Raw genomic sequence first — 22516 nt, 5'->3', positions numbered from 1 at the left:
CCAGATAAGGAGATCGGTCCTAAATCAGCTGCCGTCTGATGCTCATCCGGGTGACCGCGGTCACAAGAATGGCGCCGATCATGAAATAGATGGTCGCGACAATGTCGCCCTGGTGGAAATAATAACCGGAGTTGAGAAGCGCCAGGACCACGGCGAAGAACGCCACGAGGCGCAAGGGTTCATTGGGCATGCGTGCCAATTCTCGCTGTTGCTGCTGAATGCTGCTGAAGCGGCCGCCCTCACGACCGTCCGCTCCATAAAATGTTTCGGCGCGTTTTGCAATCTCGGCAGATTGTCCTCTATCCACCGTCCGCGTCACCAGCCGCCCCAGATTCAGGCGAAAGCCCTGCCCTCCTCGCTGCGCTGGAACATCGTCAGGTCCAGTCCGAGGCTTGGCTTGCCCAGAATGGTCAGGATCGCATGCGCCTGGCCGCGGTGGTGGGTCTGGTGGTTGAAGAAGTGGTCGAGCGCCGGCGCCAGCCGCTGCGAGACGGTGCGCATATCCGAGACGGTCATGTAGGAGAAGCGGCCCGACAGCGCCTTGTCGCTCAGGCCGTCGACCCAGTCGATGATCCGTTTGTCCTCGGCCTCGCGCGCCAGCCGCAAGCCTGGCAAGGCGCGGTGCAGGACCGTGTCGAGCCTTGCCGGCGCGTCGCCCTCGCCGGTGAAGCGTTTCATCCAGATACGGTCGGCTGCCAGGAGGTGGTTGAGCGTTCCCATCATAGAACCGAAGAAGACGCCGACATTGCGGTCGAACTCTTCCTCGTCGAGATCGGCGGCGGCATCGTAGATGCGGCCGTTGGCCCATTGATTGTAGGCCGCAAACATCCTGAAATGCTGTTTCATTTTCTCTCGACCTGCGAGACCCCCTGCGCGGGTCTGTTTCGGGCATAGTTAGACTGCAAGGACGCTGCCGCCAATGACCATTCTGCTCTATGACCTTGTCGGACGCGATGCCGCCCGCCCATTCAGCCCACATTGCTGGAAGGCGGCGATGGCGCTGGCCCACAAAGGGCTCGACATCACCAGCGTGCCGACCCGTTTCCTTGAAGTGCCGAAGGTGGAAGGCGGCGTCTCGAAGCTCGTTCCGGTGATCCGCGACGGCGAGACGGTGGTCGCCGATTCCTTCGCCATCGCGCTCTATCTCGAGGAGACCTATCCCGAGCGGCCGACGTTGTTTTCCGGCGACGGCGGCAAGGCGACGGCGCGCTTCATCGAACGCTGGTCGCAGCTGACCATCCATCCCTACGTCACCACCGCTGCGATACTGGACCTGCACGCTATGCAGGACGAGGCGAACGCCGCCTATTTCCGGCAGAACCGCGAGCAGCGCTTCGGCAAGCCCCTGGAGGCGGTTTACGCCACCCGCGACGCCGGGCTCGCCGGCTTCCGCGCCTCGCTGGAGCCGCTGCGCTCGATGCTTGGCTATCAGCCCTTCATCGGCGGCCGGTCGCCGCTATTTGCCGACTACATCGTTTTCGGCGCGCTGCAATGGGCGCGCATCGCCACGCCCTACCGGCTGCTCGACGACAGCGACGTCGTGGCGCAATGGTTCGAACGATGCCTCGATCTGCATGGCGGCCTCGGCCGCAACGTCGCGGCGGCAGCGATCGCCCCGCTCGAGAGTTGAAATCGGCAGTTTTTATCGGAGGCGCCACATTTTGTTCTTGCTTTGTGCCGGCAGCTATGCTACTAATCTCGATATGGTGATGATTCGCACCGACGCCCGCCCGGCCTGCCGAGGCGGGTTTTGTTTTGCCGATCGAGGTCCAACGGCGTTGCCGGCAGGGATGTCGTCCGGCCTTAGCTGCAAGTTGCCAGCCGGCGAAATGCGACAATGCGGGTAGACGAAGTGTCGCTCGAAGCGCCTCATCAGTGCCTGGATCGAAGCAAACAAGACGAACATCCGGCGAACCGGGCAATCACAACAAAGGCAGCGCGCCATGACGGCAAACCCAGAGTTCCCGGCCGATTTTCGCGCTGCGCTCGCCAACCTTTTCCTGTGGCGGCGCGACGTCAGGCGGTTCAAGCCGACGCCGCTCCCCGATGGAGCGCTGGAGCGGCTGCTCGAGCTTGCCAGCGCCGCGCCGTCCGTCGGGCTGAGCCAGCCCTGGCGCTTCGTCGTCGCCGAGAGCGAAGCATGCCGCGCCGCCGTCAGGGCCTGCTTCGAGCGCTGCAACGCGGAGGCACTCCAAACCTTTTGCGGTGAACGCGCCGCCCTGTATTCGCGCCTGAAGCTTGCCGGCCTGAATGAGGCGCCCTGCCAGCTTGCGGTTTTCGCCGACCGCGCAACCGAGCAAGGGCATGGGCTCGGCCGCCAGACCATGCCGGCCACCATAGACTATTCGGCTGTCATGGCGGTCCACACGATGTGGCTGGCGGCGCGGGCCGAAGGAATAGGCATGGGCTGGGTCTCGATCCTCGATCCGGCGGAGATGGCGACGATCCTGGATGTGCCGCCGGAGTGGACGCTGATCGGTTACTTCTGCATCGGCTATCCCTCGGAGGAACACAGCGTGCCGGAACTGGAACGGGAAGGCTGGGAAACCCGGCGGCCGTCTATCGTGACAAGGCGGTAGTGGAATGGCGGCGCTGCGCGGGGAAGAATGACTCCTCCCTGCAGGGCTGTGGATGTCATGGATGGTTTCGCCGATCGTCAGCATTGCCAGCAAGACACACCATGGCAAAGCCAGTCGTGACGGGCTTGACCTGAGGGAAGGGCATAGAATGTTTCGCTACGACATGCAGGCCGAGATCTGGGTCTATCCGGGCAAGGGCGGCTGGCATTTCGTGACGCTGCCGCCGGAGCTTGGAGCCCGGATCAAGACGGCGATGGTGGGGATGGCAAGGCCCTGGGGCTCGCTTGGCGTGGAAGCCGTCATCGGCCAGACCAGATGGCGGACATCGCTGTTTCCCGACCAGAAATCCGGCAGCCTGCTCTTGCCGATCAAGACCGCGGTGCGGGTCCGCGAAGGCCTCGGGGCTGGCGACACGGCCAACCTGACGATCGAGATGCAGTTATGACGACGTTGGGTCAGGCTGACGACGACGCGCTATAGCCCAGTCGGTCGGATCCAAAGTGGGTACCGGTTGTCGGAAAATCCGATGCTCAACAAAAAGATGAGCGGCGGCATGGTTCGACTTGAAAGTCCGCTGCCCAGCGCAGAAATGCGCGCTGCACCGGCCTCCCCTTGGCAAGCCGGCGGGCGGCTTGTATAGAGCCCGCCACCCTCAATTCCACTCTCCATCACAAGGACGATCCCATGGCGCTCGAACGCACTTTTTCCATGATCAAGCCGGACGCGACCCGTCGCAACCTCACCGGCGCTATCACCAAGATACTGGAAGATGCCGGCCTGCGCGTCGTCGCTTCGCGCCGGGTGTGGATGAGCCGCCGCGAGGCGGAAGGTTTCTATGCCGTCCACAAGGAGCGTCCGTTCTTCGGCGAGCTGGTCGAATCCATGTCGTCGGGCCCGACAGTCGTGCAAGTACTGGAAGGCGAGAACGCCATTGCCAAGAACCGCGAAGTGATGGGCGCCACCAATCCGGCAAGCGCCGCCGAAGGCACCATCCGCAAGCTGCACGCGCTGTCGATCGGCGAGAATTCCGTACATGGTTCCGATGCGCCGGAAACCGCCGCGCAGGAGATCAAATACTGGTTCTCGGACACCGAGATCGTCGGCTGAGCCGGCATCCCGAACCCCATCAAAGAGGCCGGCGCAACGCCGCCTTTTTTGCTAAAGCGCGTCGCGTTCGACCGGCCTCTTGCGATGCAATTTAGGTTTCTTTTCCTAATTATATACTTGACGTACCAAGCGGATTTTGCGATAACGAATTAGGGAGTTACCGCAATGTTCGACCTGACCAACGAAATTTACCACGACGCTGACAAGGCTCGCGAGCATTTGGAGGCCATTCATTGGCCGCATGGCCCGTTCTGCCCTCATTGCGGCAATGCCAATCCTGAGCGCATTACCAAGCTTATGGGCAAGTCCACACGTCCCGGCGTCTATAAGTGCAACGAATGCCGCTTGCCGTTCTCGGTCACGGTCGGCACTGTATTCGAGCGTTCCAAGATCGGCTTGCACAAGTGGGTGCTGGCCTCGCATCTCTACGCTTCGTCCAAAAAAGGCATGAGCGCGCACCAGCTTCACCGCATGCTTGGCGTCACCTACAAAACCGCTTGGTTCATGGCGCACCGCATCCGCGAAGCCATGAAAGAGGATGTTGCTTCTGCTGGTCCTATCGGGGGCAACGGCAAGACTGTTGAGGCGGACGAACCCTACATCGGAAAGCGCGAGACGCCTCGCGTATCAGCCCAACGTAAGGGTCGTCCCTTCACCAAGAAGGGCAAGGGCGGTGGTCGCGAAAAGCGCATCGTCGTCGGCTGGTCGAGCGCGGCGGCAAGGCTCGCATGTTCCATTTGAACGACGCCACCAAGGCGACCGTCAGTGACGTGCTGGTGCGCAACGTATCGCGCGATACCATCCTCTACACCGATGCGTCGAACCTCTACACGGAGACTGGCGGCGAGTTCGCTACCCACAAGACCACGAAGCATTCAGACGGCGAATATGTCCGCTACGAGGACGGGATCGCATCCATTCGAACACCATTGAGAACGTGTTCTCAGTCTTCAAGCGCGGCATGATCGGCGTCTATCAGCATTGCGGCGAAGCCCATTTGCACCGCTACCTTGCCGAGTTCGATTTCCGCTACAATCGTCGCACGGCGCTGAAAGTCTCAGATGCAGAACGCGCCGAAGACTTGCTTCGCATGGCCCGCGACAAGCGTTTGACCTGTCGGCGGATTGGTGAAGCCGATCACGCCTAAGCAGAAGGCGAGGAAGCTAATGCATCTGCGTAAGAAGCTTAAGCCCTGAGGCCATCCAGCCGAATTTGCATTGATGCTTGTGAAACTTGGAAGACGCGCGCCAGTGCGCCCGCGTCCCCTCCCAGCAAGTCTCGTTGCTTTTTCACCAAGCGGATTGGCATCAAAATATCTGCCGCCATCTTGTTCGCTTGCACCTCATAAACATCGCTCAACGAACTGCGGTACATCGTGTCATCTATGATGCCGCTCTCGATCAAATCACGATGAAGCGCGAAATGTGCGATTTCATGCGCCAATGTGAACCTCTGTCGGTTCGGATGCTGAGTGGAATTGATAAAGATTGAGTATCCGGAATGGCTTCGACCATCACGAATTATCTGGCCGGCGACATCGGATCCAAGATTGACATAGGAAATGCGCAAGCCTAGGTCGGCGCAAATCCTATCCAGAGGCACTGGCGGCTTGTTTTGGTACCTCGCTATTACCTCAAAGGGTTCCATTGCGCCCTTGAATCATGCTTGGTCCTCATTGTCGAGCGCCTGAACAATCTCTGCGGCCTGTTCGTCTGTGGTTGTAGAGGCCGGGACTTCCCGCGCGACTCGCGCGGCTACAGACGATGCCACTTCCGTCGCTACTCTTCGAGCCGCATCTTCAGCGACCGTACGGGCCTCCGTCCGGGAGGCATGTATGGCAGCTTCCTTAATCTGTCCGTACCCAAAGATTGCGAGAATGCCCGCCATAACACCGACGCCAGTTACTACCAGGCTAGCCGCCGTCAATAGCACCGATGACAATTCGAGGCCGCCATCGAAAACGATAAAGCCCTTGTCATGAAGTATCTCAATGACAAGGGCAAAAATAACAATGACCAGAAAAATACTCAGCGCCTGCAATCTCATAATTTTATAGCATTGCTTACGAAGCTGGTTTTTGCAACCTCTTGCGTCTGGTTGCGACTTTTGGCTTTTGGTCTTTTGATGGGGCCGACTCGCCGTGCGGCTTCGGCGGTGTTTTCAACAGGCGGCGCAATACCTCGTCGCCCTTTTCCTGGTCTTTGTCTTTTGAGGTTTCCGGCATGAGTGACAATAAACCTTATTTGCCCGCGCGTGATCTGAAAGTGGAACGCGCTGTTGGTCGCTTCATCTTCGCATGGGGAGCGCTGGAGCGCGAGATAGACGAAGCGATCCACGACCTATTATTTACCAATCTGAGAACGGGCATGATTGTCACAGCCAATCTCGCTATGCGCGCCAAATTGGATTTAGTGCACGCTCTTTTTGAAACGCTGCGATCTGACGATGATTCAGTCTGGCATCCCATTTCGGGTGACTGGGAAGATCGCTTTGACAAACTCGTGAATATGACAGCCAAGGCCAACGCTGAATCTCGCATCTCGATTGTTCACAGCCAGCCCATGGCAATTAAGCTGGATAAAGGAGACCAGCCAATTTGGCTGCGCATGGCAGCAAGGAAAGGCGGCTTGCGCGGCTCAGGCGTAAGCTACACCAAGTCCTATTTGGACAGGCAAACACAAACAGTTGTCGATCTCATTCATGAGTGGGCAACAGCACGCGTCCACTGGAAATCTGCGGTTCAGGCAATCCGCAGTGCTGATGCAGATGAGTGGCTAGGTCGCACACCAGACGATCAAGATCACCTGACCCTCCAGCTTCAATCCAGTCACGGTTCTCCGAAAGCCACTCCGAAACCAAAGCAGCAGAAGAAGCCAAAACGTCGGGCGTAAGGCACCCCACAAACTCATGATCTCTTTCCGGCCTGTCACGCTCGCGAATCATAGGAAAATTTCCCTTAGTACGTCAAGTATATAATGGGGTTTCTTGTCTTGATGCATGTCGTTATCGCAAAACCGCTGCACAGTTTTGCGCGACATGCAGTAGCGGACATTTTCAGCTTCAGGCTCCTCGACGGGTCACGGGTGCGTTAAGCTCGGAGGGGCGGATCAAACGCGGTCCCGACAATGGAGCCGACCAGGCCATGACCAGCACCATTCCCGGTTTCTTCCAAGGCACCGAAATGCCAACCGGCGGCTGGTGGGAAGCGCTGTGGCCCGAGCCCGCCAGCGTCCTGGCGGCGGTCGGCATGAAGCCCGGCACGGACGTGGTCGATCTCTGCTGCGGCGACGGCTGGTTCACGCTGCCAATCGCCAGGGTCGCCCGTCATGTGATCGCTATCGACATCGATGCCGATCTGCTCGAAGTCGCCAGGCGGCGGCTGGCCGAAGGAGGCGCTGGCAATTGCGAGTTTTTGGCGGGCGACGCCTATGACCTTGCCAGGCTGGTGCCTCAAACCGTCGACTTCGTCTTTATCGCCAACGCTTTCCACGGCGTTCCGGATCGGCCGCGGCTTGCCCGCGCCGTGCGCGCGACGCTTGGCCCTGCGGGTCGTTTTGCCATCGTCAACTGGCACCAGTATCCGCGCGAGCAAACCACGGTCCTGGGCGAGCCGCGCGGGCCAAAGACCGAGCTGAGGCTGTCACCCGAACAGACCACCGCGTCGGTGGAAGCGAGCGGGTTCAAGCTCGCCGAGCTGGTTGATGTGCCGCCCTATCACTATGGCGCGGTATTCAAACTCGCGACGAATTGAGAAATATCGCATGAGATGCGGCATCGTCGCCCGATACATGTCGCCCGCCGCCCCCTAGCGGCGGGTTCTGCCGGTCTATTTCGCCTGGCGTTCCTTCACGTTCGCATGTTCATTCGCCGCTGGCGTGTCGGTAGACGGGGTCTTGGTCTCTTCACCTGAAAACGGGCTGCCCTGCCCCGGTGCGAGATCGCCGCTATGGCCGGCCTTGTTGGTCTGGAACGGTTGGCTGTCCGCTTTGAGACCGTGGTCAAGAGCATTGACGAGATGGTCGTCCGCCTTGGCAAGGCCGGTAAAGGCAAGGAGCGATGCACCGGTGGCAGCAAGGATAAGCGTGTGCGTTTTCATGTCTGGACTCCTTTGAGTTAAGGCCAGAACGAGCCGCAGCCATTCTGGCGGCTTCAACGAAGGGACAACGTCCCTTTTGCCTTACCCGCCATTTTTATGTGGAACTAACGCGCCCTCTGCCCGGCCTATTCCCGCTGAAACACAATGTGATCGGCATGCAGCTGCCGCAGAGAGTAATCGGCTTGGGTGATGCGCTAGCTCGCGGCGTTGAAGCGCAGAATGTCGCGGCCGCCGCTGTCAATGATGACAAGCTTGCCGGTGTCGACGTGGTAGGATGCCGCCTTGGCCAGCGCCTCGAACAGCGCCTTTTCCTCGGCCATGACCTGAGGCGCGCAGGCCTTGAAGGTCGAGCCGATGTCGCTGATGGCGATCGTCGAGCCATCTACCCTGGCGGTGGCGAAATAGACGTTGCAAGGGCCGCTGCCGCCGGCCTTGCCGGCTTCGCTGATGCGGAATGTCGCCCGCGGCTCGGCAATCACGCCGACACCGTCGATATATTCGACCAGCCAGCTTTGGCCGAACACCGAAGCTGCCGCCGGCGCATCGCTCGGCGCCGCCATTTTCAGCATGATGGTCTGTGGCGCGGGTCGACCTGATAGCGCGTATCGGTGGCGAATAGCAGCCGGTCATCGACAGTGATGCGCGCCTGCAGCGCGTAGGTCATATCAGGCCGGATCACCTGCGGATCGAAGCTGATCTCGAACTTGATCGGCACCTGGCCGGCCGGCACCACCTTGCGCTCACCGATGATTGCGGCCGGCGCGTCGGCCAGCGACACGTCGGCAAGCTGCACGGAAAGCACGGCATTGGGCGGCAGCGCGATGCGCTCGCGATACATCACCTCGCCCTTGAGGGACCTTTCGGCAGCCACGGAACGATCCGGGACGGCCAGGATGCCGACGGCCAGCGGCACCAGTCCGAAGATGAAGAACTCGGCGATCCTGTCCAGCATGATCCTGCTCCCCTTCCGGCCAAAGATCTCGCAGGATTGCGGTCAATGAATGGCTGGCGGGGTATGGGCATGGCTGTCCAGGGATTTTATTTGGACGGCGGCTGCTTCCAGCGCCCCGCCGCCTTGTCGTCGGCTTCCTTGGCTTCGACCCAGCCGGCTTCGGAACCGTCGCTATGGTGTTCCTTTTTCCAGAACGGCGCCCGTGATTTCAAATAATCCATCAGGAAATTCGCGGCCTCGAACGCCGCCTGCCGGTGGGCGGAAGCCGACACCACCAGCACGATGTTTTCGCCCGGCGCGATCTTGCCGTGGCGATGGATGACGGTGAGCCCCTGCAGCGGCCAGCGCTCGATTGCCTCGCCGGCGATGCGGGATATCTCGGCTTCGGCCATGCCGGGATAATGTTCGAGCTCGAGCGCGGAGAGCCTGCCTTGCTCGTCGCGGCAAAGGCCGGAGAAGGTCACCACAGCGCCGATGTCCTTGCGACCCCTGGTCAGCCTGGCGATCTCGGCGGCGACGTCGAAATCCTCAGCCTGGATGCGCACGACGGGCACCACCGCGGACATGGTTCAGCCACCGGTCATCGGCGGGAACAGCGCGATCTCGCGCGCGCCGGCAATTTTCTCGCGGTGCTCGACATGTTCCTGGTTGATGGCGACGCGGATCACGTCAGGATATTGCAGCGCGTTCTCGTACTCCTCGCCGCGCGATTTCAGCCAGCGCAACAGGTCGGCGACCGTTTCGATGCCGGCCGGCAGTTCGACCTCTTCCTCCGGTCTGCCGATCCGCTCGCGCACCCAGGCGAAATAGATGAGCTTCGTCGACATTTTATTCATCCATGATGTGCTTGAGGCCGGCGCGGAAATAGTCGTAGCCGGTGTAGAGCGTCACCAGGGCTGCGATCCACAGCAGCACCAGCCCGGTCTGGGTGGTCAGCGGGAAGATCTTGTCGCCGGCGGGACCTGCCAGCAGGAAGGCGATGGCGATCATCTGGATGGTGGTCTTCCATTTGGCGAGCTGCGTCACCGGCACCGAGACCTTCAAGGCCGCCAGATATTCGCGCAGGCCCGAGACCAGGATCTCGCGGCACAGGATGATGATCGCCGCCCATAGCGACCAGCCGGCGATGCCGGCATGGCGGTCGGTGTCGGCGGCAAGCAGCAGCAGGCAAGTGGCGACCAGCAGCTTGTCGGCGATCGGGTCGAGCATCTTGCCGATGTTGGAGGTCTGCTGCCAGGCGCGCGCCAGATAGCCGTCGAAGTAATCGGTGATCGAGGCGAGCAGGAAAATGATGAGCGCCGACCAGCGCGCGAAGTCGCTCGATTTCAGATGGCCTTCCAGGAAGAAGCACAGCACCACCAGCGGCACCGCCAGGATGCGGGCGTAGGTGAGCATGTTGGGCAGGTTGAACGCGCGCTGGGACATGTTTTGGGAACTCTTTCTGCCTGCTTAGTCAAATCAGAAGCGAATGTGGGGGGTCAACAGGCCAGAATCGATTAGCCAGCCGAAATATCGGCAATAGGTCTTAGCTCTCGTGAAAATGATTGTAGACCAATTTCGCCACCTGCTCCGAAATGCCGTCGACCTTGACCAGGTCCTCGACGGCGGCACGGCTGACCGCCTTGGCCGTACCGAAATGCATCAGCAGCGCGCGCTTGCGGCCGGGGCCGATGCCGCTGATCTCGTCGAGCGGGCTCTTGACCATCTCCTTCTTGCGGCGGGCGCGGTGCGAACCGATGGCGAAGCGATGGACCTCGTCGCGCAGCCGCTGCACGAAATAGAGCACCGGATCGCGAACGGGCAGCGAGAATGGGGCCTTGCCCTTGACGAAGAAGCGTTCGCGGCCGGCATCGCGGTCCTGACCCTTGGCGATGCCGATGGCCACGACGCGGTCCTCGATGCCGAGATCGGCGAGAATCTTGCGCACCGCCGTCATCTGGCCCTGGCCGCCGTCGATGAGGATGACGTCGGGCCAGGCGGGGAAGGCGCCCGCGTCCTCGATATCGTCGCCCGGTTCGGTAGGGCTCGCCTCGTCCGCGCCCTCGGTTTGCGGGGCGTCACCATGTTCCTTCAACAGCCGCGAGAAGCGCCGCTGCATCACCTCGCGCATCATGCCGAAATCGTCGCCCGGCGTGATCTCGGTCGAGCGGATGTTGAACTTTCGATACTGGTTCTTCACAAAACCTTCCGGCCCGGCGACGACCATGGCGCCGACGGCGTTGGTGCCCATGATGTGCGAGTTGTCATAGACCTCGATGCGCACCGGCGGTTTTTCCAGGCCGAAGGTCTCAGCAAAGCCAGTGAGCAGCCGCGCCTGGGTCGAGGTTTCGGCGAGCCGCCGGCCGAGCGCCTCGCGCGCGTTCTGCAGCGCGTTGTCGGTCAGGTCCTTCTTCTCGCCGCGCTGCGGCACGGAGATTGACACCTTGCGGCCGGCGCGGGTGGAGAGGGCCTCCGCCAGCAATTCCTGGTCCTCGACGCCATGCGACAACAGCATGGTGCGCGGCGTCGGCTTGTCGTCGTAGAACTGCGCCAGGAACGATCCCAGCACCTCGCCGGCTTCGAGCGCCGGATCGGCCTTGGGAAAATACGCGCGGTTGCCCCAGTTCTGGCCGGTGCGGAAGAAGAACACCTGGATGCAGACCTGGCCGCCCTCCTGATGGATGGCGAAGACATCGGCCTCGTCGACGGTCTGCGGATTGATGCCTTGATGGCTCTGCACATGCGACAGCGCCGCCAGCCGATCGCGGTAGATGGCGGCGCGTTCGAAATCGAGGTTCTCCGAAGCCTGCTGCATGGCGGCGGAGATCTCCGTCTTCACCTTCTGGCTGCGGCCGGAGAGAGAATCCTTCGCCTCGGCGACAAGCCTTGCATAGTCGCCGTGCGAGATTTCGCCGGTGCACGGGCCGGCGCAGCGCTTGATCTGGAACAAAAGGCAAGGCCGGGTGCGGTTCTCGTAGAAGGAGTCGGTGCAGCTCCTGAGCAGGAAGGCGCGCTGCAGCGAGTTGATGGTACGGCCAACTGCGCCGGCCGAGGCGAAGGGGCCGAAATAGTCGCCCTTGCGCGAGCGCGCGCCGCGGTGCTTGTAAATACCGGGCGAGACATGGTCGCCGGTCAACAGGATATAGGGGAACGACTTGTCGTCGCGCATCAGCACGTTGAAGCGTGGCCGCAAGCGCTTGATGAGGTTGGCTTCAAGCAGCAGCGCTTCGATCTCGGTGCGGGTGACGACGAACTCCATCGTCGATGTCTCGCGCACCATGCGGCCGATACGGCTGGTGTGGAACCGGCCTTGCGCGTAGCTGGTGACCCGCTTCTTCAGGCTGCGTGCCTTGCCGACATAGAGCACGTCGCCGGCGGCATTCATCATGCGGTAGACGCCGGGCGCATTGGGCAGCCGCTTTACCAGCGTCTGGATCACCTCGGCGCCGACCATGCCGTCGGCGTCGCCGGCATGCGGGGTCCAGTCGATGGCGGTGAAGGTAACGTCCGGACCGCTGGCTGCGGGCTCGACGACCTCCTCGGCCGCCTCGTCCTCGAGGTCGATTTCGGGCGGCAGGTCGTCGGCGCCACCGCGCGTTTTTTGTTTCTGGTCCATGGGGCTCATTCCGTCATGCCTGTCACATCGGGCGTCTGCCATGCAAGATGCTGGCCGCCGTCAAGCGCGATCATCTGGCCGGTGACCGAGCGTGCCGCCCAGAGATAACGGATAGTGGCACCGAATTCCGGCAATTCCGGGCCGCGTTTCAGGATCAGCCCGGCAATCTGAGCATCGAAATCGCTGTCGTGCTGGCGCGTGTTCTTCAAGGTCGGGCCAGGACCAATGGCGTTGACACGGATGCGGGGACCCAGCGCCTGCGCCATCATCTCGGTCGCCGCCCACAACGTCGACTTCGACAGCGCATAGGAGAAATAACGCGGCGTCGGCCGCCAGACGCGCTGATCGATCATGTTGACGATCAGCCCCTCACTGTTCTGCGGCAAGGCCCGGGCGAAAGTCTGTGCCAACAGCGCCGGCGCCTTGACGTGCATGGCGAAATGGCGATCCCAGGCCGGCCAGTCGAAATCCTCAACGCTGTCGTGCTCGAACAGCGAGGCGTTGTTGACCAGCAGCGACACCGGCCCGAGCGCCGCCGCCGCGCGACCGACCAGGTTGCTGACGGCGTCCATCTCGGTCAGGTCGGCAGCAATCACTGCGGCCCGGCCATGTCGACCAAAATGACCACTGTTGATTTCGGCCGCCAGTGCCTCCGCCTCGGCCAGCGAGCGATTGCAGTGAATGGCGACGGCAAAACCATGCGCGGCAAGATCTTCGACGATCGCCCTGCCGATCCGTTTCGCACCGCCCGTCACCAGTGCCGTCGCGGCGACCTTGCTCATCTGTCAATCCTTAATCCGATGCCGATTCCGGCCTGCCGGGATCGCGCCGGCAAATTATGGCCCGCCAAGCGTTAAATCCCATTTCCACCTGGGGCAGGATTGTGGCAAAGTGCCCGGTGGGCGTTTTGGCTCGACCGGAATTCGGGCCAGCCCGCCCGCAATATAGGGCTCTGGAGCCCTTACACCAAGCCGTGTGCAGTGCAGCACGGCGAACCTGCTGACATTCGCTGTTGCGAAGATGCAACGTCAAGGTTCTGCCTCATTCGTGCCAGGGAATGACCCAAGTTCAGGTTCGCTTCAGCCGCATTTCGACACGACATTTGGAACCGTTGAACGCCGGATCCGTTTCATCCCCCGGACGGGTTGAGGGCGCTCATAAACAACAAGCCTGTGTCCTGTGGCTTAAGGAGTAAAGAACAATGCAAGCCAATCTTAAATTTGCGCGACCGCTCGCGGTGGCGTTTGGGCTGTTCGCCCTCGGCGGAACCGCCTATGCCGCGGACGTGGTTCAGGAAGAGCCGCCGGCACCTGCCCCGATCGCAGAACTTCCGGTCGCATCCTGGGCCGGTCCCTATGCCGGTGTGAGCGTCGGCTACGGCTTCGCCGGCCACGCCAAAGCCAAAGACATTGGTGTCGACGTCGACACCAAGGGTTTTGTCGGCGGCGTCTTCGGCGGCTATAACTGGCAGCAGGAGAACTTCGTCTACGGTGCCGAAGCCGATATCGGCTACAACGGCGTCAAGGGCGACGATGCCGGCATCGAGGCCAAGGGTGGCTTCGACGGCTCGCTGCGTGCCCGCCTCGGCTACGCTGTCACCCCGGACATCCTGCTCTACGGCACCGCCGGTGGCGCGCTGAAGAACCAGAAGATTGAAGCTGCCGGCGTAAGCGATACCAACACGCAGTTTGGCTGGACAGCCGGCGTCGGTACCGACATCAAGATCACCGACAATGTGTTCGGCCGTGTCGAGTATCGTTACACGGACTTCGGCAGGAAGGACTTCGACGGTATCGGCAAGGTCAAGTCGACCGACAATCGCGTCACTTTCGGCGTCGGTATGAAGTTCTAAGTCGTCCAAGCCACGACACGAAAAAGCCGGGCCTCGCGCCCGGCTTTTTTTGTGGCACCGGTTGGGGCCGCCCGCCCTCAAGCCGGGATGGCGGGCTTCAGCTCCGGGAATTTCTCGTCGAAGCGTGCCGCCCAGCGCGTCAGCCGGCCGCGGCCCTTTTCCCATTTTCCAGCGAAGCGCAGCGAGAGATAGCCGAGGCAGGCGCGCAATGCGATCTGGCCGAGGGTGATTTTCTTCGGCAGCTTCGGCGGGTTTGCGTTGAGCAGATCGAGCGCGTCCGAAATCTTCGTCCACTGGCGCTCGAGCCAAGGCTGGTAGACCATCTCTTCCGGCCGTGTGCGCCGCTCGTAGACCATCGACAGCGCGCAGTCGCAGATGCCGTCGGCCAATGCCTCCAGCACCTCCGCCTCGAGGCGCTTGTCGGGATTGCGCGGAAACAATGCGTTCTTCGACATCCGGTTGAGATGCTGGGTGATGGCGCGGCTGTCATGGACCGAGCGGCCGTCGTCGAGCACCAGCACCGGGATCTTGCCGAGCGGATTGGCGCCGATCAGCGCGGCCGGTCTTTCCTCGGTCTTTATCGGCACGAGATCGACGGCGATGCCGGCATGAAGTGCTGCCATGCGCACCTTGGAACTGTAGGGAGAAGTAGACGCGTAGAGCAGTCTGGGCATTGTCGATTCCTGTTTGCCGGCTACAGCTCCATATGCCCCATTGGACGCGCAAAGGATGCGGTAGCATTGTGACTTCGTGCATGACCCTCACCGAAAATCGATTCCGACAGGGGCTCGTGCATGGGCACCGTTGACCGATCATGCAGGGTTCATCAACGGCCAGAGGCGGAAAACCGCGCCGCCAGCGTACAACCATTGTCTCGCGTTCGGATGCGATGAATCGGAGGTGCGTCGGCAGACGCGAGCGCGTCGGACAATCCAGATCCGAGCAACTACCAACTAGGCCTTGCACCGAAGGTTTGGTTTTGGCAGCCACGAAAATCCCACCGGACTTCGCCGCACGGCGAAGTCCTGGGAGCTGCGAAAAGATGTCTTCCTCCCGCCTCTTTCTCGTCCTGCCCGACCGTCAGCCAGCAAGCGAGGCGCCTATTAGGCATCCCGCCATGGCTGTCTTGAGTACTGTCCCCGGCGATCGGAGAACGGCGACTACTTCTTGGCCTTCGCCTTTGCGGGCGCTGCCTTCGGCTTGGCCGCGGGCGCTGCTTTCTTCACTGCTGCGGAAGATTTCGCAGCGGCGGCCTTTGCCGGTGCTGCCTTCTTCGCAGCGGGCTTCGCCACGGCCTTTGCAGCCGGCTTCTTGGCCGGTGCAGCCTTGGCCTTGGCCGGTGCTGCTTTTGCCTTGGCAGGTGCTGCTTTCTTCACGGCCGGTTTTTCCGCGGCCTTGGCGGCCGGCTTTTTGGCCGGCGCTGCTTTTGCCTTAGGCGCAGCGGCCTTCGCTTTGGCCGCGGGTGCTGCTTTCTTCACAGCAGTTGCGGCCTTTGCCGCGGCTGCTTTTGCCGGTGCTTTCTTTGCCGGTGACTTTGCCGGTGCCTTGGATGCCGGCGCTTTGGATGACTGCTTAGCCATATCATGCCCCTTCCGTTGTGCCGACGGCCGTTATTGACCCGGCGCGCATTGCATATCTGACTCGCGGCTTGCTAGCCAGCGAAGCATTAGAATGATTTTTGCAGCTTAAGTTTCGGTTACGGCGAGCGCGCGACCATTTTACCCGCGCAAAAACCGGCTGCGAATCTTTGTGTCCCGCAGCGAAGTTCTGCGACAGAAATTCTGGTCGTTCTATCTCGACCGGTCTTCTCGTCAAGCTCAGGACCTTTTCGACCAGCTTTGCGCTTCAACGTCCGACGCTCAGCGCGAACATTGTCAAGAACGAAGGCGGTCGCCCGCCTCGTCTTGTTCGAAAAGATAAACTACAGGTAAGTAGGAAGCAACGCGACGAGCACGCCGCTGCACTATCTTGCACGACGCGATGAAAGTAAGCAGACAGCTCGCATTTCTGAAGGACAGGATATCGTTCGATAGATCCGGTCGAGGCGACCGCGTGATCGAAAGCGCTTGGCCGTTCAGGCGCCGAGCGGCTCACGGCTTATCTGCAGCCGGCGCGAAGGCTCGGCCCTGTGGAGATGGACGGCGAAGGTATCCCATGGCGGCATGACCGAAATCTGCGCCAGGATGCGCCCCGCTTCACCGCGATGATAGCCGCCGTGCAGTACGACGTGGGTCAGCATTTCCTGTCGCGACATCAATGCCTTATCCCCGTCGGTGAACACGAATGCGACGGGCTCGGACAGCTGCCGCGACGAGACGGTTTCGAGATAATCGAGATACCAGCGATCGGTCGCTGCGACTGCGGCGCGAAGTTCGTCGAACGCCGGCGTGTCCTCGGTGCTATCGGCGGAGTAGCCATGGCTTGCGTCAACCAGGTGCGACGAGAATATCCGCGACACCACATGGCTGTGATCGATGAGCCCTATCACGGCCTGCCGTTCCTTGCCGTGAACATGCGGGTCGAGACTCGCGAGCTTTTCCAGCAGTTCGTCGTTGGCCCAGGCCTGATAGGCAAACAGGCTGCGAAGCAGAGCGAGCGCATTCATGGTCGGTGTCCTTTTTCGGAAATGCGAGTATGTTGTTTATATTTTCAGGAGAATGGGCGAACGTGTCTACTCGCCTTGCAAAACCGCATCCGCGCATGCGCAAACAGCCGCGCCAGGCGCGTTCCAGGGCAACCGTCGAGGCGATCATCGAGGCGGCGGCTCATGTTCTGAGCGGGCTGGGGTGGGCCGGCTTCACCACCAACAAGGTTGCCGAGACAGCAGGTGTAAGCATCGGCACGCTCTACCAGTATTTTCCCGACAAGCTTTCCCTGCTCGCTGCCGTCCGGCGCCGTCACTTCGATCATGTGCTGTCGGTCATTCGCGATTCGGCGGAAGACCAAAAGCCGCTCAGGAAATTCGCGCAGGAGCTGGTGCGCGGCATGATCGCTGCGCACAGCATTCACCCGACACTACATCAGGTGCTGCTCGACGAGGCGCCGGGCGATCGCGGCTCCAGGGCCGCCCATGCTTCGTTCCAGGCACAATACCTCAATCACTATGCGACTGCTGTCGCCACTTATCGCAAGCCAAGGAAAGGCGCCGACACGGAGGCCGTGGCGCGCGTGCTGTCGTCAGCGATCGAAGGTGTGATCCATAACGCGGCACGCCGGAACATGCTCGCCGCGCCGGAGCTGCAAAAGCAACTCGTCGAACTGATCTGCGCCTACCTATCGGGAGCAGGCCGCATCGGTCGATAGCGCATGGCACGGCGGAAGTCGGGATTTCTGTGTGTCGTTCAAACCCGGCGTACGAGGTGCGGCAAGGACGATGCCAACAATGCCGCACCTGATGCGGCCAAGAGTGTGAGGACGATCGTTCGAAAAGTCGCCTCGCTAACGCCGATGTAGAGTCTCGCGCCAAGGAGTGTCGGTATCAACATCGCCGGCGCGACGAGGGCAAACATCGGCAGCATTTCGAGCTTGATCTTTCCGGCCGCAAGATAGGCAGCCATCGTCATGGAGAGGGTCACAAGGTTGAAATTCTGGATGACAATACGCTGCCTGTCCTTTTCCCATTGGCGCAGCACGCACCACAGCGTTGGAACCGGGCCGGTGAAGCCGCCAAGTCCACCCATGATGCCGCCGACCAGACCTATTGCACCGTCTGCAACAGGACCCCCGACCGTGATGGGAGGGAGGCGAGGCGCAAAGAGCATCAAGGGACACCAAACGACCAGCAGCGCTCCGAAGACCAACTTGAACAACTGCACATCCAGCAAAGGCAGGATGGCGACACCGACCGGAATCCCGATGATCCCCCCGATCAGGAATGGCAGCAGAAGCTTGAGCTCGAAGCCCCGGCGGACGGTGACGGCGGCGATGATCTGGCCGGTGAGCGCCCCAAAGACCGCCATGGCGGCAGCAAGCTGGGGCTCCACGGTCCAAACCCAAATGGACATGGCAACCAGGCTGAAAGCGAACCCGGAAAGCCCCTGGACGAAGCCTGCAACGACCGCGCCGAGAGTAACAGTATAAACAAGCGAATCCATGTGGTGCTGTTTCCCCCGCAAAATGATCGATGTGGTCGGTTGGCGTTGACATGCATGGAAGTCTCCGATTTTCGCAACCTCGTCCGACCTTGGACCCTCAACACCAGAGAGGTATGAATGTCCTCCTTGCCGAGCTTGGCATTTGTCACATGGTTTTCGGCTGATCCCAGATCAGCCGCGGCTTTCTACGCGAATTTTGGAATTGTCTTCAGGCAAGAGCAGCATGGCTCCGGTCCGATACATTTCGCGTTCCAAGGTGAAGGGCTTGCGATCGAACTCTACCCGGCAGAAGCAACGACGCCGGAAGGAGCGGGAACGATGATCGGCTTCGAAGTCGCCAACGCAGATGAAGCTGCTTCTGCCGCCAAGGCCAACGGCTTTGGAATCATTGCGGACGTCAAGGCGACGGCTATGGGCAGACGTGTGATCGTCCGTGATCCTGATGGCCGTCAGGTGTTCCTTTTCTCGACCACCTAAGTGACGCAACAATCCGTCGGGATCGGAAGGCGCTGGTCAGCGCAGGACGCGGCACCGGCCGTTGTAGACCATCCAGCGGTCGAAGCCCGAGACGCAGAATTCGACATTGTCGCCGATCGAGGCAAAGCCCTGGCCTTCCTCGATCAGGTACCAGATGGTGCGAGCGCCGCCGTCGGAGAGGCTGACGGTGGCGCCGCAATAACGGCGGCCGATCGGCCAGGTGTCGTCGGCCGGCAGATAGCGATGCTGGTGGATGCGCTGGAAGTCGACGATCTGCACATCCGGCAGATGCGGCACGTGATGCACCTGATAGGAGAAGCGGTCGGTGATCTTGTTCAGCACCCAGGCCTCGCCGCAGACGCCGCTATCCTCGTCGGTATAGATTGCAAGGTCGGCCGCCTGGACTGCCTGGGTGACGCCAAGAGGCGCGGCCAGCGGCGTGCAAAAGGCGAGCAGTGCGGCAAGGGCGGATTGGGCGAAGCGAGTCATGGCAGCCTCTCAAGGTCGACTGCGCGCACTGTGCGGATTCGCTGACGCGCGGTCAAGCGGTTGTAGCGACCGTGGTTGTGGTGACGATGGTTGCGCTGACGGAACGGCAGGGCCGCGCCCTCAAACTACTCTCCCGCCAGCCAGTCCAGCGTCCAATGCGACGGCTGCTCAAGTGCAAGCAGCCGGTGCAGCGCCGGCAGCAGCGTCCGTAACTCGCCTTCCAGCGTGAAGGGCGGATTGACCACCACCATGCCGCAGCCGTCGAGGCTCGGCTCGACGGCGTCCGGCCTGATCTCAAAACCGATGTCGAGCAGCTTCGAAATGCCCGTCTGCTTCAGCGCCTTGCGGAAGGCGGCGACCGCCCTGCGGTCCTTGAGCGGATACCACAGCGCGTAAATCCCTCCTGGCCAGCGCCGATGGGCTCTTTGCAGCCCGTCGACCAAGCGACCGAACTCGCCCTCTTCCTCGAAAGGCGGATCGATGAGCACGAGGCCGCGCTTTTCCTTTGGCGGCAGATGCGCGCCGAGGGCCAGCCAACCGTCGAGCTCGATCACCCGGGTCTGGAAGTCGCCGTCGAACAGCGCCTTCAGCCTGGCGGTATCCTTAGGGTGCAGTTCGACCGCCGACAGCCGGTCCTGCTTGCGCATCAGGTGCCGGGCGATCAACGGCGAACCCGGATATTTTTTCACGCCGCCGTCCGGATTGAGCGAGCGGACGGCTTCAAGATACGGCGCCAGCAGTGCTGCCGCCGGCGCATCGAGGGCCGCATCGACGAGCCGGCCGATGCCGCCTTGCCATTCGCCGGTCTTTTGCGCTTCGGTCGAGGACAGATCGTAACGGCCGATCCCGGCATGGGTGTCGATGACCCGAAACGCCTTGTCCTTCTGTTTCAGATATTCAATCAGCCGGCTGAGCACGACATGCTTGACGACGTCGGCGAAGTTCCCGGCATGGTAGGCATGGCGATAGTTCAATTGGAGCCCCTGCCCCAGCGCGGCGGTGGCGGCTGCGAGTTCGGATTTTCCGGCCGGCGGCCGCCGAAACGGAATGCCAGCACCAGCCCGACCAGGCCCGCCGCCATCAGGGAAAAACCAACCGGGCGCGCCCGGCGGTCGACCTCGCCGGCCCCCGAGCGCAGGACGAGATCGACGGCCCGCATCGGAATGCCTTCGGCGTCGCCCGGACCGACGGTGAAGATGTAGGAACCAGGGGTAACGGTCGGGATCAGGCCAGCCTCGTCGCGAAAGATCCTGTCCGGCAGTTGCGGGCTGACCTGGCGCGGATTGTCGGAATGGTTGAACTGCAGCGTCGAGGCGAGCACCGTCCTGCCGCCGGTGGCGGCAGTGAGGGTCAACACAGTGCGCTGCTGCGAGACGATGCGCTCGGCTCTTGCCGTAAGGTCGACCAGCAGGCGTAGCGGCCCGTCGCGTGCGCTCAGGGGCACGGTCACCGGCTTGAACCGGCCCTGGTCGTAAACTCGCCAGGTGCCGATCTCACGGCCGGAGAAATTGGTCATCGCCCAGGGATAGACGACGCCGATGCCGGTACCGATGAGCAGTATCAGGGCGAACAGGGAGCGCATGACATCAAGACCCGGTGTTCGGCGCGATGGTGCCGTCGCGGGCGCGCTCCATTTCGTCCAGGAGCATGTCAAGGCCGAGATCAAATGTCCGGTCGAATTCGGCGGTGCCGAAATAACGCCCGGCCGCAGCTACTTTTGGAAAATCCTGCGCCAGTTGCTCGTCGCTGACGATGGTCACGGCCGAAGGCCCCTTTGCATAGCCGGCAGTCTCGTCGAGGATGGCACCCATCAGATAATAGCCGGTGGTGCGGAACAGCCGCGCACCCAGTTGCGGTCCGAAGCCGCCGGCCTCGAACAGGCCAAGGATGCCGTTCAGCCAAGTGAGACAGGTCGGCGAATTCATCCGGTAGGTTACAAGGAACGTGGCAAAGGCCGGGTGCTCACGCGCGACGCGGCGGAAATCCTGCACGGCAATGCGTAACCTTTGTCGCCAAGGGAGGTCCGCGTCGGGCATTTCGAGGGAGCCGATCAGCCGATCCACCAAGGCTTCGAAGAGATGCGCCACCGAAGGAAAGTGGTGATAGATGCTCATGGCTTCGCAGCCGAGTTCTGCCGCCAGCTTGCGCATCGAAAACCCGGCGAGGCCCTCGCTCTCGATCACCTTCAAAGCGGCATCCTCGATCATCTCGCGAGACAGCCGGCCGCGCGGTCGCTTTTTTTTGATCGATGTGTCCATGGTGCCGCTTGACAACTTACGCTGTAAGGTTCATTTTCGACGTTACCTTACACCGTAAGGCCAACAAACGCCAGAGGAGAATGTCATGTCTGCCTATCGTACTCTTTCATCAACGCATTCTTCCATCCGCCGCGCCTGCCTGCTCGCCGCCACCTGTGTGCTGACCCTGGCTGCAGCTCCTTCTTATGCCGATGAGTATGACGCGACCGTCAAGGACATCCAGTCGACCATGGGCGGGGTGCCCGGTTTCGTAAAGCAGTTCCCGAAAGCCGGTCTGCCCGGTGCATGGGCCGAGGTCAAGGCCATCCAGCTCAGCGACAAGACGGCGCTGCCGCCGAAGGTCAAGTCGCTGATCTCGCTGGCGGTGGCGGCGCAAATCCCGTGCAACTACTGTATCTGGTCGGACACGCAGGACGCCAAGCGCGCCGGCGCCACCGACGAGGAGATCCAGGAGGCGGTCGCCGTTTCAGCGCTGACCCGCCATTGGAGCACCATCTTCAACGGCATGCAGGTCGATTTCGATACGTTCAGGAAGGAGATGGGCGGGCAGTAATGCTTTCGTTATTAGAGCGGGACGCGTTCAGACTGAATTAGCCTTCCCGCTTCGACTGTTTTGTGTGATCCGCCAGCACCTCATCGATGACCCGCCACGATTTTTCCGCCTCGCGCTGGTTGCCGTCATGTCCCGAAGCGACGATCAGCGCCTTCCACAACGCCCAGCCCCGTGCGCGCGCCCAGCTGTGCTCGTCAAGGGCAATGGCGTCGCGGAACGCCTGACGGCTCTCGCCGTAAAATTCCGTCCACGCGATCACCAGATCACAGGCAGGATCGCCGATAGCCGAACTACCGAAATCGACGACCGCGTAGAGCTTGCCATCTTCGACGAGCAGATTGCCCGAGGCGACGTCGCCATGGACCCAGACCGGCGGGCCCGGGCCAACCGCGGCCCAGGGCGGGGCCCCCACCGCCGCCGCGGCGGGCGGGGGGGGGGGGGCCCCCCGCCGCGCCGCCGCCGGG

General features: G+C 61.6%; 31 protein-coding genes and 1 pseudogene. 11 read left to right on the top strand and 21 right to left on the bottom strand.

The genetic code is table 11. The features are described 5' to 3' along the window. Window positions 1-19: 19 nt before the first annotated feature. Window positions 20-319: a hypothetical protein gene (locus NKI72_RS06730; protein WP_352617699.1), complete on the bottom strand. Its 300-nt coding sequence runs from the start codon at window positions 317-319 to the stop codon at window positions 20-22. Between the two features lie 14 nt (window positions 320-333). Beyond that, window positions 334-846, bottom strand: a complete 513-nt coding sequence (locus NKI72_RS06725; RefSeq protein ID WP_352472607.1) for a DinB family protein — start codon at window positions 844-846, stop codon at window positions 334-336. Between the two features lie 73 nt (window positions 847-919). Here NKI72_RS06725 and NKI72_RS06720 point away from each other — a divergent pair, with 73 nt between their 5' ends. The 5 genes and pseudogenes from NKI72_RS06720 (at window position 920) to NKI72_RS06700 (ending at window position 4833) form a co-directional block, all read left to right on the top strand. Further along, the gene (locus tag NKI72_RS06720) at window positions 920-1630 is read left to right on the top strand and encodes a glutathione S-transferase family protein (RefSeq protein ID WP_352472606.1); all 711 of its coding nucleotides are present in this window, start codon (window positions 920-922) and stop codon (window positions 1628-1630) included. Between the two features lie 313 nt (window positions 1631-1943). Then, complete coding sequence (gene bluB, locus NKI72_RS06715) at window positions 1944-2579, top strand: 5,6-dimethylbenzimidazole synthase (protein ID WP_352617690.1); 636 nt, start codon at window positions 1944-1946, stop codon at window positions 2577-2579. Window positions 2580-2727: 148 nt separating this feature from the next. Next, entirely contained in the window at window positions 2728-3024 is a 297-nt protein-coding gene (locus NKI72_RS06710; protein WP_352617688.1) for a DUF1905 domain-containing protein, read from the top strand. Between the two features lie 239 nt (window positions 3025-3263). Beyond that, window positions 3264-3686 (top strand): nucleoside-diphosphate kinase, encoded by a 423-nt coding sequence (ndk, locus tag NKI72_RS06705; RefSeq protein WP_023677669.1) that lies wholly within the window; start codon window positions 3264-3266, stop codon window positions 3684-3686. Window positions 3687-3851: 165 nt separating this feature from the next. After that, window positions 3852-4833 (top strand): annotated as a pseudogene (locus NKI72_RS06700) (IS1595 family transposase). Window positions 4834-4871: 38 nt separating this feature from the next. Here the strand turns inward: NKI72_RS06700 and NKI72_RS06695 are convergent. Together NKI72_RS06695 and NKI72_RS06690 are read right to left on the bottom strand one after the other, a co-directional pair. Beyond that, window positions 4872-5255 carry an ImmA/IrrE family metallo-endopeptidase gene (locus tag NKI72_RS06695; protein ID WP_352849996.1) on the bottom strand — a complete coding sequence of 128 codons (384 nt, stop codon included), beginning with the start codon at window positions 5253-5255 and terminating at the stop codon, window positions 4872-4874. Between the two features lie 90 nt (window positions 5256-5345). Continuing rightward, window positions 5346-5732: a hypothetical protein gene (locus NKI72_RS06690; protein WP_352849995.1), complete on the bottom strand. Its 387-nt coding sequence runs from the start codon at window positions 5730-5732 to the stop codon at window positions 5346-5348. Between the two features lie 176 nt (window positions 5733-5908). Between NKI72_RS06690 and NKI72_RS06685 the strand changes: the two genes are divergently transcribed. Together NKI72_RS06685 and NKI72_RS06680 are read left to right on the top strand one after the other, a co-directional pair. Then, complete coding sequence (locus tag NKI72_RS06685) at window positions 5909-6577, top strand: hypothetical protein (protein WP_352849994.1); 669 nt, start codon at window positions 5909-5911, stop codon at window positions 6575-6577. 251 nt (window positions 6578-6828) lie between these two features. Further along, window positions 6829-7437: a class I SAM-dependent methyltransferase gene (locus NKI72_RS06680; RefSeq protein ID WP_352457647.1), complete on the top strand. Its 609-nt coding sequence runs from the start codon at window positions 6829-6831 to the stop codon at window positions 7435-7437. 75 nt (window positions 7438-7512) lie between these two features. On the opposite strand, the gene NKI72_RS06675 is transcribed toward NKI72_RS06680, so the two are convergent. From NKI72_RS06675 to NKI72_RS06640, 8 genes are all read right to left on the bottom strand, one after another. Then, window positions 7513-7782: a hypothetical protein gene (locus NKI72_RS06675; protein WP_352667151.1), complete on the bottom strand. Its 270-nt coding sequence runs from the start codon at window positions 7780-7782 to the stop codon at window positions 7513-7515. A gap of 194 nt (window positions 7783-7976) precedes the next feature. Further along, complete coding sequence (locus NKI72_RS06670) at window positions 7977-8351, bottom strand: META domain-containing protein (protein ID WP_352836513.1); 375 nt, start codon at window positions 8349-8351, stop codon at window positions 7977-7979. After that, the gene (locus tag NKI72_RS06665) at window positions 8345-8734 is read right to left on the bottom strand and encodes a YbaY family lipoprotein (protein ID WP_352836516.1); all 390 of its coding nucleotides are present in this window, start codon (window positions 8732-8734) and stop codon (window positions 8345-8347) included. Before NKI72_RS06665 ends, NKI72_RS06670 begins: the two co-directional genes overlap by 7 nt. Before the next feature lie 86 nt (window positions 8735-8820). Next, entirely contained in the window at window positions 8821-9300 is a 480-nt protein-coding gene (locus NKI72_RS06660) for a molybdenum cofactor biosynthesis protein MoaE (RefSeq protein ID WP_352836518.1), read from the bottom strand. Window positions 9301-9303: 3 nt separating this feature from the next. After that, the gene (gene moaD, locus NKI72_RS06655; protein WP_023677674.1) at window positions 9304-9561 is read right to left on the bottom strand and encodes a molybdopterin converting factor subunit 1; all 258 of its coding nucleotides are present in this window, start codon (window positions 9559-9561) and stop codon (window positions 9304-9306) included. A 1-nt stretch (window position 9562) separates the two neighbouring features. Continuing rightward, entirely contained in the window at window positions 9563-10159 is a 597-nt protein-coding gene (gene pgsA / locus NKI72_RS06650; protein ID WP_023719790.1) for a CDP-diacylglycerol--glycerol-3-phosphate 3-phosphatidyltransferase, read from the bottom strand. 100 nt (window positions 10160-10259) lie between these two features. Next, window positions 10260-12338, bottom strand: coding sequence for an excinuclease ABC subunit UvrC (gene uvrC, locus NKI72_RS06645; protein WP_352836521.1), 2079 nt, complete (start codon window positions 12336-12338; stop codon window positions 10260-10262). Next, complete coding sequence (locus NKI72_RS06640; protein ID WP_352472599.1) at window positions 12335-13111, bottom strand: SDR family oxidoreductase; 777 nt, start codon at window positions 13109-13111, stop codon at window positions 12335-12337. Before NKI72_RS06640 ends, uvrC begins: the two co-directional genes overlap by 4 nt. Before the next feature lie 419 nt (window positions 13112-13530). On the opposite strand from NKI72_RS06640, the gene NKI72_RS06635 reads away from it, so the two are divergent. After that, window positions 13531-14181, top strand: a complete 651-nt coding sequence (locus NKI72_RS06635) for an outer membrane protein (RefSeq protein ID WP_352849993.1) — start codon at window positions 13531-13533, stop codon at window positions 14179-14181. A gap of 77 nt (window positions 14182-14258) precedes the next feature. Here NKI72_RS06635 and NKI72_RS06630 read toward each other — a convergent pair whose 3' ends face one another. From NKI72_RS06630 to NKI72_RS06620, 3 genes are all read right to left on the bottom strand, one after another. Continuing rightward, complete coding sequence (locus NKI72_RS06630) at window positions 14259-14855, bottom strand: glutathione S-transferase family protein (RefSeq protein WP_352472598.1); 597 nt, start codon at window positions 14853-14855, stop codon at window positions 14259-14261. Window positions 14856-15341: 486 nt separating this feature from the next. Continuing rightward, window positions 15342-15761 carry a hypothetical protein gene (locus NKI72_RS06625; protein ID WP_352836524.1) on the bottom strand — a complete coding sequence of 140 codons (420 nt, stop codon included), beginning with the start codon at window positions 15759-15761 and terminating at the stop codon, window positions 15342-15344. 494 nt (window positions 15762-16255) lie between these two features. Continuing rightward, on the bottom strand, window positions 16256-16786 hold the full coding sequence (locus tag NKI72_RS06620) for a DinB family protein (protein ID WP_352836527.1): 531 nt from the start codon (window positions 16784-16786) through the stop codon (window positions 16256-16258). Window positions 16787-16848: 62 nt separating this feature from the next. On the opposite strand from NKI72_RS06620, the gene NKI72_RS06615 reads away from it, so the two are divergent. After that, complete coding sequence (locus tag NKI72_RS06615) at window positions 16849-17484, top strand: TetR/AcrR family transcriptional regulator (protein ID WP_352836530.1); 636 nt, start codon at window positions 16849-16851, stop codon at window positions 17482-17484. 38 nt (window positions 17485-17522) lie between these two features. Here NKI72_RS06615 and NKI72_RS06610 read toward each other — a convergent pair whose 3' ends face one another. After that, complete coding sequence (locus NKI72_RS06610; protein WP_352836533.1) at window positions 17523-18275, bottom strand: sulfite exporter TauE/SafE family protein; 753 nt, start codon at window positions 18273-18275, stop codon at window positions 17523-17525. Between the two features lie 117 nt (window positions 18276-18392). On the opposite strand from NKI72_RS06610, the gene NKI72_RS06605 reads away from it, so the two are divergent. Beyond that, window positions 18393-18752: a VOC family protein gene (locus NKI72_RS06605; protein ID WP_352472594.1), complete on the top strand. Its 360-nt coding sequence runs from the start codon at window positions 18393-18395 to the stop codon at window positions 18750-18752. Between the two features lie 36 nt (window positions 18753-18788). On the opposite strand, the gene NKI72_RS06600 is transcribed toward NKI72_RS06605, so the two are convergent. The 4 genes from NKI72_RS06600 to NKI72_RS06585 form a co-directional block, all read right to left on the bottom strand. Further along, window positions 18789-19241 (bottom strand): hypothetical protein, encoded by a 453-nt coding sequence (locus tag NKI72_RS06600; protein WP_023677684.1) that lies wholly within the window; start codon window positions 19239-19241, stop codon window positions 18789-18791. Between the two features lie 125 nt (window positions 19242-19366). Beyond that, window positions 19367-20215: a 23S rRNA (adenine(2030)-N(6))-methyltransferase RlmJ gene (locus tag NKI72_RS06595; protein ID WP_352836536.1), complete on the bottom strand. Its 849-nt coding sequence runs from the start codon at window positions 20213-20215 to the stop codon at window positions 19367-19369. After that, window positions 20212-20823: a hypothetical protein gene (locus NKI72_RS06590; RefSeq protein ID WP_352472592.1), complete on the bottom strand. Its 612-nt coding sequence runs from the start codon at window positions 20821-20823 to the stop codon at window positions 20212-20214. The genes NKI72_RS06595 and NKI72_RS06590 overlap by 4 nt, the downstream gene beginning before the upstream one ends. Window positions 20824-20827: 4 nt before the next feature. Further along, window positions 20828-21499: a TetR/AcrR family transcriptional regulator gene (locus tag NKI72_RS06585; protein ID WP_352849991.1), complete on the bottom strand. Its 672-nt coding sequence runs from the start codon at window positions 21497-21499 to the stop codon at window positions 20828-20830. An 85-nt stretch (window positions 21500-21584) separates the two neighbouring features. Between NKI72_RS06585 and NKI72_RS06580 the strand changes: the two genes are divergently transcribed. Further along, window positions 21585-22052, top strand: a complete 468-nt coding sequence (locus tag NKI72_RS06580; RefSeq protein ID WP_352454415.1) for a carboxymuconolactone decarboxylase family protein — start codon at window positions 21585-21587, stop codon at window positions 22050-22052. 37 nt (window positions 22053-22089) lie between these two features. Here NKI72_RS06580 and NKI72_RS06575 read toward each other — a convergent pair. Further along, window positions 22090-22516: phosphotransferase (locus NKI72_RS06575; protein WP_352849990.1), on the bottom strand; the 427-nt coding region annotated here is incomplete at its 5' end.

The organism is Mesorhizobium sp. M0437, assembly GCF_040321335.1.
Classification (GTDB): Bacteria; Pseudomonadota; Alphaproteobacteria; order Rhizobiales; family Rhizobiaceae; genus Mesorhizobium.
The sequence above is the reverse complement of the archived record's forward strand: the minus strand, read 5'-3'. Positions and strand labels throughout refer to the sequence as shown.

Coding starts and splice junctions, on each gene's coding strand:
- NKI72_RS06675 (WP_352667151.1), bottom strand. CDS start 7,782: ATGAAAACGCACACGCTTATCCTTGCTGCCACCGGTGCATCGCTCCTT.
- ndk (WP_023677669.1), top strand. CDS start 3,264: ATGGCGCTCGAACGCACTTTTTCCATGATCAAGCCGGACGCGACCCGT.
- NKI72_RS06690 (WP_352849995.1), bottom strand. CDS start 5,732: ATGAGATTGCAGGCGCTGAGTATTTTTCTGGTCATTGTTATTTTTGCC.
- NKI72_RS06720 (WP_352472606.1), top strand. CDS start 920: ATGACCATTCTGCTCTATGACCTTGTCGGACGCGATGCCGCCCGCCCA.
- NKI72_RS06635 (WP_352849993.1), top strand. CDS start 13,531: ATGCAAGCCAATCTTAAATTTGCGCGACCGCTCGCGGTGGCGTTTGGG.
- NKI72_RS06640 (WP_352472599.1), bottom strand. CDS start 13,111: ATGAGCAAGGTCGCCGCGACGGCACTGGTGACGGGCGGTGCGAAACGG.
- NKI72_RS06670 (WP_352836513.1), bottom strand. CDS start 8,351: ATGCTGAAAATGGCGGCGCCGAGCGATGCGCCGGCGGCAGCTTCGGTG.
- moaD (WP_023677674.1), bottom strand. CDS start 9,561: ATGTCGACGAAGCTCATCTATTTCGCCTGGGTGCGCGAGCGGATCGGC.
- NKI72_RS06660 (WP_352836518.1), bottom strand. CDS start 9,300: ATGTCCGCGGTGGTGCCCGTCGTGCGCATCCAGGCTGAGGATTTCGAC.
- NKI72_RS06685 (WP_352849994.1), top strand. CDS start 5,909: ATGAGTGACAATAAACCTTATTTGCCCGCGCGTGATCTGAAAGTGGAA.
- NKI72_RS06585 (WP_352849991.1), bottom strand. CDS start 21,499: ATGGACACATCGATCAAAAAAAAGCGACCGCGCGGCCGGCTGTCTCGC.
- pgsA (WP_023719790.1), bottom strand. CDS start 10,159: ATGTCCCAGCGCGCGTTCAACCTGCCCAACATGCTCACCTACGCCCGC.
- NKI72_RS06600 (WP_023677684.1), bottom strand. CDS start 19,241: ATGACTCGCTTCGCCCAATCCGCCCTTGCCGCACTGCTCGCCTTTTGC.
- NKI72_RS06590 (WP_352472592.1), bottom strand. CDS start 20,823: ATGCGCTCCCTGTTCGCCCTGATACTGCTCATCGGTACCGGCATCGGC.
- NKI72_RS06665 (WP_352836516.1), bottom strand. CDS start 8,734: ATGCTGGACAGGATCGCCGAGTTCTTCATCTTCGGACTGGTGCCGCTG.
- NKI72_RS06620 (WP_352836527.1), bottom strand. CDS start 16,786: ATGAATGCGCTCGCTCTGCTTCGCAGCCTGTTTGCCTATCAGGCCTGG.
- NKI72_RS06725 (WP_352472607.1), bottom strand. CDS start 846: ATGAAACAGCATTTCAGGATGTTTGCGGCCTACAATCAATGGGCCAAC.
- NKI72_RS06680 (WP_352457647.1), top strand. CDS start 6,829: ATGACCAGCACCATTCCCGGTTTCTTCCAAGGCACCGAAATGCCAACC.
- NKI72_RS06710 (WP_352617688.1), top strand. CDS start 2,728: ATGTTTCGCTACGACATGCAGGCCGAGATCTGGGTCTATCCGGGCAAG.
- uvrC (WP_352836521.1), bottom strand. CDS start 12,338: ATGAGCCCCATGGACCAGAAACAAAAAACGCGCGGTGGCGCCGACGAC.
- NKI72_RS06610 (WP_352836533.1), bottom strand. CDS start 18,275: ATGGATTCGCTTGTTTATACTGTTACTCTCGGCGCGGTCGTTGCAGGC.
- NKI72_RS06605 (WP_352472594.1), top strand. CDS start 18,393: ATGTCCTCCTTGCCGAGCTTGGCATTTGTCACATGGTTTTCGGCTGAT.
- NKI72_RS06625 (WP_352836524.1), bottom strand. CDS start 15,761: ATGGCTAAGCAGTCATCCAAAGCGCCGGCATCCAAGGCACCGGCAAAG.
- NKI72_RS06580 (WP_352454415.1), top strand. CDS start 21,585: ATGTCTGCCTATCGTACTCTTTCATCAACGCATTCTTCCATCCGCCGC.
- bluB (WP_352617690.1), top strand. CDS start 1,944: ATGACGGCAAACCCAGAGTTCCCGGCCGATTTTCGCGCTGCGCTCGCC.
- NKI72_RS06630 (WP_352472598.1), bottom strand. CDS start 14,855: ATGCCCAGACTGCTCTACGCGTCTACTTCTCCCTACAGTTCCAAGGTG.